The 8,247-nt window shown below is 67.4% G+C and carries 8 protein-coding genes; 4 read left to right on the top strand and 4 right to left on the bottom strand.

Annotation, left to right across the window (positions count from 1 at the left end; all coding sequences use genetic code 11):
• Positions 1-466: 466 nt before the first annotated feature.
• Positions 467-3,061, top strand: a complete 2,595-nt coding sequence (locus G6045_RS37435; RefSeq protein ID WP_235968553.1) for a DEAD/DEAH box helicase — start codon at positions 467-469, stop codon at positions 3,059-3,061.
• A 197-nt stretch (positions 3,062-3,258) separates the two neighbouring features.
• Here the strand turns inward: G6045_RS37435 and G6045_RS42450 are convergent, their stop codons facing one another.
• Together G6045_RS42450 and G6045_RS37445 are read right to left on the bottom strand one after the other, a co-directional pair.
• The gene (locus tag G6045_RS42450) at positions 3,259-3,849 is read right to left on the bottom strand and encodes a helix-turn-helix domain-containing protein (protein WP_165336704.1); all 591 of its coding nucleotides are present in this window, start codon (positions 3,847-3,849) and stop codon (positions 3,259-3,261) included.
• Positions 3,846-4,232, bottom strand: a complete 387-nt coding sequence (locus G6045_RS37445; RefSeq protein WP_165336705.1) for a type II toxin-antitoxin system RelE/ParE family toxin — start codon at positions 4,230-4,232, stop codon at positions 3,846-3,848. The genes G6045_RS42450 and G6045_RS37445 overlap by 4 nt, the downstream gene beginning before the upstream one ends.
• A 112-nt stretch (positions 4,233-4,344) precedes the next feature.
• Between G6045_RS37445 and G6045_RS37450 the strand changes: the two genes are divergently transcribed.
• Together G6045_RS37450 and G6045_RS37455 are read left to right on the top strand one after the other, a co-directional pair.
• Positions 4,345-5,256 (top strand): hypothetical protein, encoded by a 912-nt coding sequence (locus G6045_RS37450; protein ID WP_165336706.1) that lies wholly within the window; start codon positions 4,345-4,347, stop codon positions 5,254-5,256.
• Positions 5,253-6,332: an integrase gene (locus tag G6045_RS37455; protein WP_235968552.1), complete on the top strand. Its 1,080-nt coding sequence runs from the start codon at positions 5,253-5,255 to the stop codon at positions 6,330-6,332. The genes G6045_RS37450 and G6045_RS37455 overlap by 4 nt, the downstream gene beginning before the upstream one ends.
• 16 nt (positions 6,333-6,348) lie before the next feature.
• Here G6045_RS37455 and G6045_RS37460 read toward each other — a convergent pair whose 3' ends face one another.
• Positions 6,349-7,905 (bottom strand): RNA polymerase sigma factor, encoded by a 1,557-nt coding sequence (locus G6045_RS37460; RefSeq protein WP_165336707.1) that lies wholly within the window; start codon positions 7,903-7,905, stop codon positions 6,349-6,351.
• On the bottom strand, positions 7,892-8,095 hold the full coding sequence (locus G6045_RS37465) for a hypothetical protein (protein ID WP_165336708.1): 204 nt from the start codon (positions 8,093-8,095) through the stop codon (positions 7,892-7,894). The genes G6045_RS37460 and G6045_RS37465 overlap by 14 nt, the downstream gene beginning before the upstream one ends.
• Positions 8,096-8,147: 52 nt before the next feature.
• Here G6045_RS37465 and G6045_RS42265 point away from each other — a divergent pair.
• The coding region (locus G6045_RS42265) for a transposase (RefSeq protein WP_408056414.1) at positions 8,148-8,247 on the top strand (100 nt) is incomplete at its 3' end.

Raw genomic sequence — 8,247 nt, forward strand, 5'->3', positions numbered from 1 at the left:
GGTCTGCTCCGCAGACACAACGCGCCGTCGCTACGCGACGGAAGCAGCACCGCGCTCCGCGCGGTAACCGGGACTCCGTCCCGGGAGTTGAGGTCACTCCGTGACCTCAACGGCCAACTCCGTTGGCCGTGGCTCGGATCGCTCCGCGATCCGGCCGGCTGTTTACGCTCCGCGCAAACAGCAAGGCCAGCAGCAAGAACGGGGGCTCCGGTGGCTTGTCGAACCTGGCTTGCCTGGTTCGGAGTTGTCACGTCAGGTTCACTCGAAGGGTGGTGGGATGCCCGGCCGGCGGCTACGAAGCGGTAGCGTGGAATCGTCAGTATGTGTCCCCGTCTATCTCTGTCGACCGGATGCATCACCCGTAGGGTTTGGAGATCTACCCCACCCCCTCTCCAAAGATCAAGGACTCGTCATGCCCATTCGTCCCTCACATCACGAGCAGCCCACCCGCCTCGGTAGCCGGATCCTGCCTCCACGTGACCATCAACCTGACCTTCTCGACAGGGTGGTTGTGGCTCTCACTCCGCCGCCTGGAACCGCGTTCCCGGAGCAAGGGCTTCGGGTGACTCTCGCCTCGGCGCCTGGTTCGGGCAAGACGTGGATCAGTCGGGAGGCGGCTCGTCAGCTGGCTCCCCGTCGGCGGGTGCTGGTGATGGTCCCCACGATCGATCTGCTGATCCAGACCGCCGCGTGGTGGCGGGCTGCCGGCCACACCGAGCCTGCCATCGCGGTGTGCTCGAAGGGGCATGCGCAGCTGCGGGAGTTGGGGGTGCGGTGTACGACGAGTGCGCCGCGGTTGGCGCTGTGGGGTGGCGGTGGGCCGGTCACGGTTTTCGCGACCTACAACTCGCTTGAGGATCGCGTTGAGGGCGGCGAGACGGTGCCTGGTCCGCTGGAGCAGGCCATGGCTGGGTTGTTCGGTCAGCGGCTGGATGGGTTCGATCTTGCTGTCCTGGATGAGGCGCACCGTACGTCGGGGCTTCTTGGGAAGCCGTGGGCGGTCATTCATGACAACGTGCGTATCCGGGCGGATCGTCGGTTGTATATGACGGCGACGCCTCGGTTGTGGGAGCTGCCGAGTGTGGAGGCGGGTTCGGCGGCTGCGGAGGGGTTGGGCGGGCAGTTGGTTGCGTCCATGGACGATGAGGAGATCTACGGTCAGCAGATCGTGTTCGGGCTGTTGGAGGCGGTTGAGCGGGGTGTCCTGGCGCGTTTTGAGATTGATGTTTTGGAGATCCAGGGTCCTGCTGCTCAGGGTTCGCTGACGCTGGAGGGTGCGCGGGAGCGGCGGGTGGCGGCTTTGCAGGCTGCTTTGTTGGCGCATTGGAAACAGAGCGGGCTGCGGTCCGTGATCACTTTTCATCATCGGACTCGGGATGCGATGCGGTTTGCCCGGGGTTTGCCGTCGGTCGCCCGCGATCTGTACGAGAGCGACCCTGACCGGTACCCGGACCCTGTGGGGGTCGTGGCGGAGTGGCTGTCCGCTGAGCACTCGGTGGAGGATCGCCGGCGGGTGGCGGGGCAGTTCGCCGACGGGGTCGACGATGACGGTGTGGAGACGTTGGTGTCGTACCTGTCGGTGTGCAAGCTGCTCGGAGAAGGAGCGGACCTCACCGGGAAGCGCGGCGTCGACGCCGTCGCGTTCGCGGACACGCGTGGCAGCGTGGTCGATGTCGTGCAGAACACCGGGCGTGCGCTGCGGCAGCAGCCTGGTGAAGGGAAAGTCGCGCGGATCCTCGTGCCCATCTTCCTCAGGCCGGATGAAGACCCTGAGGACATGACGTCCTCCCCCAGCTACCGGCCGTTGGTGGCGATCCTGCAGGCGCTGCGTGCCCATGACGAGCAGATCGTCGAGAAGCTCGTGCTGCGTCAGGATCACAGCGGCCGCGGGGCGGCCGATGAGGTTCTCGTCGACGACCCGCAGTACGTGCGCGAGACCGGCACCGCTGCCGGGGAGGAGGGTGAAGCTGAAGGTGAGAGTGAAGGTGCGCGGGTGTCTGGGGATGCGGCGTTGCTGCGATTCTTCGCTCCGCGCGATGCCCTGGCGGTCGCGCGGTTTTTGCGAACGCGGGTGCTGCAGCCGCAGTCCGAGGTGTGGCTGACCGGGTACAACCTGCTGTGTCGGTGGGTGGCCGAGCAGGGGCATGCTCGTGTGCCGCTGCAGGAGCGGGTGCTGCGTCACTCTCAGGTGGAGCCCGAGGCCCGGTCAGGGAGGGATGTAGGGCAGGAGGTGACGTATCCGTTGGGGCAGTGGTGTGCCGAGCAGCGGCGGGCGCACCGGGTTGGGGTGTTGCGGGCGTGGCGGTTCCAGCTGCTGGATGAGCTCGGGATGGAGTGGGAGGGGGCGGATGCGCGGTTCGCGGCGAAGGTCTCGTTGTTTCGTCGCTACTACGAGGAGCACGGCACGCTGGCAGCCCCCTTGGCGGCCGTGTTCGAGGGGCAGCCGATCGGGCAGGACCTGTCGAACCTGCGCAAACCGAATGGGTTGGGGAAGAAGCCGGAGCGGGCGCAGCGGAGGCGTGCGCAGTTGGAGGCGATCGACCCGCATTGGAATCCTGAGTGGCCTTTGGTGTGGCAGCGGCACTGGGCGAAAGTTGCGTGGTGCCTGGACGGTGGGGCGCAGCTGTCCCACCTGTCCCCCGGTCTCATGGTCGGTGGTGACGATGTGGGTGCGTGGCTGGTCGAACAACGTCATTCCTGGCAGAGCCTGAGTACAGGCCAACGCGCACGCCTGGCTGAGATCGGCGTCCACGTGCCTGCTGGTGAGGTCGAAGCCGTGACCCACCTCGCCCTCGAGGCCGGCATCCTGCCTGTGACCGTGCCAGCCGGTGCGAGTACGTGGGAGAAGGGCGTGGCGGCGCTACGCCAGTACAAGGCGCGCGAGGGGCATGTACGGGTCCCCCGCGGCCATCGGGAAACCCTGCGCATCGACCACGGCGCGGGAGACGTACGCGAAGAGCATGTACGGCTTGGGGTGTGGCGCAGCAACGCCCGCAACCGCCGCAGTCGGCTTTCTGCCGAGCAGGTTCAGGAAGCCGAACAACTCGGCCTCCTTACCTGAGAGCAGGCGGTACCCCTTCCGATGTGCTGCCCCCAACGGTGAGCGGGTTAGTACTGGGGCAACGCGGACGCACGCCACGGTGCCACGTGAGCACGATCTGCACCTCTGGGTAATAGTTTCGGGGCGCGACTGCTACCCGTCTGATCTGCGTAAGTTCTACTTTTGGGCCTTCACATGAGGAACACGTGGGTCAGCCGTCAGGCATCTTCCAGACGCCTGGCCTCGTCCTCGGCATCACTGAAGGCGGCGGTGAGTTCCTCAAGTTGCGCCCTTGCGTGAGCGAGGTCCTCAGTGATGGAGACGAGTTGGACCTGAGGCACTTCACGGACCGCTTGGTTCAGCCAGTCCCTGATGCGCGTGAGGTCGGAGAGGGCAGCCATTTTCGGCATGGGTGGCAGCGCTGGCATCGGCAGTTTGACTTGCACGTCCAGCACCTCGCGAAGGGCCGTCACGGAAAGCCCCAGGGCATGGAGTTTTGCTTCGGGGCTCTGGCTGGCGTGGCGAGGCGCGAAGGCGATGCTGAGCTCTGTGTCCAGGGCGCGAGCCAGGCGAGCCAGCAGAGGCAGCGTCGGCACGGTGCCGCCTCCTTCGAGACGGGAGACCTGCGGCTGGGTCATGCCGGCGCGCTCGCCAAGCTGTGTTTGTGTCAGCCCCAGCTCGGTGCGCCGCTCGTAGACCATGCGACCGAGCTCGTCGGCGAGGCGGGTCTCCTCATAGAGGGCGTCGTACTCTTCGCTCGCCTCAGCCTCGGCGGGCTGCGCGGTCGTCCAACGGCTGTGAGGGCTCATGTCAGCTCTCCCTTCTTGAACGTCCGGCTGAACACTGCGTGCTCGGCTGCCGGCGGGTGCTCGCTCTCACAGAGCGCCTGCATCTTCTGGGCCCGGTCGACCTCTGCCGCCTCTCGCATCCTGGTCTTCCGGAACACCGTCAGCAGCACGACACGGCGGCCCGGGGCGAGCCAGTACGTGATCCGTACGTCCTCGCTGCCGAGATGGAATCGCAGCTCACGGACCTTGCCCCCGAGGTGTCGGGAGCGAGGCTCGCCGAGCGTCTCGGCGTTGTCCGCCAACAGATCGGCGTAGTACTCGCACCGGACGAAGTCCCGAGGGCTGCGTTCTGCCAGCCACTGCTCGACTTCCGGCTCGATCTCGACTTCATAGCGCCCTGCCATACCGGCAACGGTATATACCGATGATGGTATCTCGCAGGTGAATGAGTCGGCTACTGGTAACGGGAGACCCTCAGGCCGGGGTGCGGCCACTCGTCTCGCCGTCGACCGGCACATGACCAGTCGCCTGGACGACGACCACATGTGGGGCGAGACCACGGCGACCGAAATCCTGCTGACCACTGCAGCCCCGCGTATCCGCTACCGGCAGTTCGGCGCGGCCCACGAAAGGGAGCACGGCGCGGACTGGCTGTGGTGCTGGGTGGACCGGGACGGCACCACCTTCTGCTTCCTGGTCCAGGCGAAGATCCTCAAGTCGCGCGGGAAACGGTGGAGCGTCGACTTCACCTATCGGACCGCGGGGGACGAGCGGACGCAGATCTCCAAGCTGCTCACGGCCTCGGACCGCTTCGACGCCGCCGCGGGCTACGTCCTGTACTGCGGCGACGCGCAGTACAGGGCCACCTTGGAGTGCGACCTTCCGCACCAGGACGTGCTGTGCCGGGACCGAGACCGCGCCGGGGTATCCGCCGTGTCCGCGCTGGTCGCCGACAACGCCGTCATCTTCCAGGGAAAGGGCGCGGGCGTGGCCGCCTTCCATGCCGCCGTCCCGGTGGAGGACATCACCGGCCCCGACGCCACGGACCCGCCCATCGTGGGACTCTCCCGCGGGCTGCCAGAGGACCTGGCTCACTTCTTCCAACAGCCGCAGCGCGGCGCGCGGCGCGTCGCCAAGGAAATCGTGCGGCCCGTCCACTGGATCCGGGTTCGGCAGTTCAGCCCGGCCACCCTGGAGCGCAGCGCCCTGAACACGGGCGCCCTCTTCCCCGAACTCCCCGCCGACCAAGGCCACTTCCCGGTGCCCTACCTCCAGCACGTGCTGCGCGGCCTGCGCACCGAGATCCCCGACTACGTCCGCGACGTCTTGGACGGCCGGACCCCTCCGGCCTGGGTCACTCACCACCTCGCTGGCATCGTCGTCATCACCGACGCGGATGCCGCGCCCGGACACGAGGTGGCGTCATGAGGGCAGAGTTCACCCCGGAAGGCGGCGACGCCTCCGGCACCATCACGACGCCGGACACGGGCGGCGCACTCACCACCTCCGCGCGCGATCCGCGGGACCTGTGGCCCGCGCACGCGCGCAAGTTGTACGAGTATCTGGTCGCTCTGTACGGGGCGGACGATGTGCTGCCCACGCTCGCCGGCGGCTGGATCGCCCACCAGCGCTCGGAGAACACCCGCAAGGCGTACGCCCGCGGCTTCCGTGTGTTCGAGGAGTTCGCCCGCGAGCACGGCACCCACCCGATGGCCGTCAAGTTCGTCCTCGCGGACGCCTTCCGGCTGCACCTGGAGACCGCACCGACCTGGCGGCGAGTCAAGGGCGGCAAGCGCGGCGAGATGGAGCGCACCGGTCCGCCATACTCAGACGCCTCACGCGCCAACGCGCTGTCCGCGGCGTCCTCGTTCTTCGTCTACCTGGACAAGGTGAGCGACGACGGGGTGAAGAACCCCTTCGCCGCAGTACAACGCCCAGTCATCGACCCGGACTTCTCCCACCCCCAGCTACACCGAGGCCGAGTGGGCCACCCTCGTCCGCACCGCCCGCGACCACCACCGGGTCCCCGCCTACCGGGCGCGGTCGCACGCGCTGCTGCTCATGCTGTACTCCTGCTGCCTGCGCATCGACTCCCTGCTCAACGCCCGCGTCGAGGACCTCAACGAGGACCAGAGCCACTACGTGCTGCAGCTGAAGAAGGTCAAGGGCGGCGGCCGAAAGAAGAAGCCGATCCCACCGCTCGCCTGGGACGCGCTCCAGACCTACCTCGCCGGCCGCACCACCGGCTGGCTCTTCCAGACCGCGCAGGGCAAACAGCTCGACGAACCCGCGGTTGGCGGCTATTCGGATCGCTCGCCCGCCGGGCCGGACTGCGGCCGCGCGGCCCACACGGCATCAAAGGCGACGCGATCACGCACGCGCTCGCGAAGCCGGGCGCCCGCATCGACAAGGTCCAACGGTGGGCCGAACACGACGACTCCCGCACCACCCAGCGCTACAACAGCCGCAAAGAGCTCTTCGAAGACAGCCCCGGACATCCCTAGGAGCAGGCTCGACGCTCTACGCTGCCGTCCCCGTGGCGGTCGCGACACCAGCCACTGCGGTCACGGCGGGCGCCGGTCCGAACGGTTCGGGAACCCGGTCGAGCTCGGCCAAGGCGTTGCCGCGGACGAAACGGCCGTCCGTAAGGCGCAGAAAGTTCTTCTTCAGCAGCACCCCCAGCAACCTGTCGACGTCCTGGTCAACCCCGTAGAGCCTGTCGAGGATCTGCTCCCGAGGCACTCCCTGTGGAGCATTCCGGACCGTGTCCATGACCGTAAATGCCTGGTCCCACCATGTCTTGCTCATGTGGCCGTGAGAGGAGAAGAGACGTGCGAGTGCAGGCGCCTCTTCCAACCCGGCGAACTTGAGCTGCTGCGGCTCAACGGCAGCCCTCGGCTGGACCTCTTCGTGAGCAACAAGGGTGCCCGCGAAGAGCTCTGCCCATTTCAGGGGGGAGCGGGGCGGGGTAGCGGGCTCGGTTTCAACCAGCTCGTCGAGATGATTCCGGAGCGGTTCCAGTTCCTGAGCCTCGATGTTCGCGGAGGAACGCGCGACCCGCGGGGCGGTCACTCGCCAATGTGCGGGGTGAGGTGCGACGGGCCCCCCTGAGAAGGTACGGATACCGACCACCTTCCCGTCGTTCCTCACGTGGGTCCGCGAAGGTTCCTGCAAGGATCTGTTGTACGTACGGGCCATCTCCACATCCAACGGGGTGACCGAGGAGAACCGGGGTGGCTGCGCCGCGGCGACCGGAGCAATGCGGGCCAGAAACAGGCTCCACCGGTAACGCTGGCTCGCCAGCACGAACTTGATCCTCCGGTACGTCGAGGGGTCCACCAGCCGCGCAATCCAGCCGCGCCGAATCACCTCAGCGCACACCAGGCCTGCACCCACCCACGCCACGCCAGTGCCGGAGGCGCTTTCCACGAACTGGTACAGCAGGGTGTCCTCCCAGCCCGTCGGCGGCTCCTGCTCGCCGCTCGGGCTGGCCGGCTGGACCCGACGCAACCCGCCACCGACCAATACGGCGAGGGCAACCAGAAGCGCGACATAGACCGCGGCCAGGTTGGCGCGCAGAAACCGCGTCGCCCGGGAAACCTGCACGGCTACCGTGCCGGGCGCCTTGTGCAGCAATTCTGCGGTTTCCGCCAGGGTGTAGCCGAGTGCCTTGCTCGACCACACCGCATCGCGCTGTGACGGCGGCAGTTCCCCTAGGAACTGCCGCAGGGCGCACCGGTTGGCGACGAGCGCGGCAACGTCAGCGTCGGTCTCGCCCGCGATGCGGGCGTGCTCGGTCTCCGCTTCCATCAGATGGCTCCGCTGCCGGGCGATCTTGGCAGCTTCGTTCTCGACCACCCGGGTCAGATACGTCTTCGGGTACGTGATGGCTTCCGGGTTCCGCAGGACCTGCGCGAAGGCGCTGTGAACCAAGTCCTCCGGGGCGGTCACCGACGGCGGGATGCCGTACTCGTCGAGCTTCTTGCGGGCGCGCTTGGTCAACTGTGGCCCGTACGACGCGTACAGCTCGCCAAGCGCGGCCGTGGCCGTGGCCGTGGCCGTCTCACGCTCGCCCATCCACCCCGCCCTCCTTCGGCAGCTCCGCCCCGTCGCCAGCGCGCCTTTCCTGTGTCGGCCGCGTACGCCGGGCGCGGATGATCTCCGCGCGCGCTGCGGCCCGGTTGCGTATCGCCACGCTGTCGAGCCAGTCCTTGATACCAGGCGCCAGCGCGGCCGCGAACGAGATGATGGCGACGGTGAGTTCCATGCCGAACCTCCTTCTCCTGTGCGGCCCTAGGTCGTGTCTGATAATTGATCTTGTGGTGGGTCGTGGTGAGCTGACGGATGCGGCATGGGAGCGGATAGCGCCTCTGCTGCCGGGTGTTGATGGTCGTGGTCGGCCGTGGCGAGATCACCGCC

The sequence above is a fragment of the Streptomyces mesophilus genome, assembly GCF_011044995.1.
GTDB lineage: Bacteria > Actinomycetota > Actinomycetes > Streptomycetales > Streptomycetaceae > Streptomyces > Streptomyces mesophilus.

Excerpts from the sequence above, each read along its gene's own strand:
- G6045_RS37445 (WP_165336705.1), bottom strand. The coding sequence starts at position 4,232 with ATGGCAGGGCGCTATGAAGTCGAGATCGAGCCGGAAGTCGAGCAGTGG.
- G6045_RS37455 (WP_235968552.1), top strand. The coding sequence starts at position 5,253 with ATGAGGGCAGAGTTCACCCCGGAAGGCGGCGACGCCTCCGGCACCATC.
- G6045_RS37460 (WP_165336707.1), bottom strand. The coding sequence starts at position 7,905 with ATGGGCGAGCGTGAGACGGCCACGGCCACGGCCACGGCCGCGCTTGGC.
- G6045_RS37450 (WP_165336706.1), top strand. The coding sequence starts at position 4,345 with ATGACCAGTCGCCTGGACGACGACCACATGTGGGGCGAGACCACGGCG.
- G6045_RS42450 (WP_165336704.1), bottom strand. The coding sequence starts at position 3,849 with ATGAGCCCTCACAGCCGTTGGACGACCGCGCAGCCCGCCGAGGCTGAG.
- G6045_RS37465 (WP_165336708.1), bottom strand. The coding sequence starts at position 8,095 with ATGGAACTCACCGTCGCCATCATCTCGTTCGCGGCCGCGCTGGCGCCT.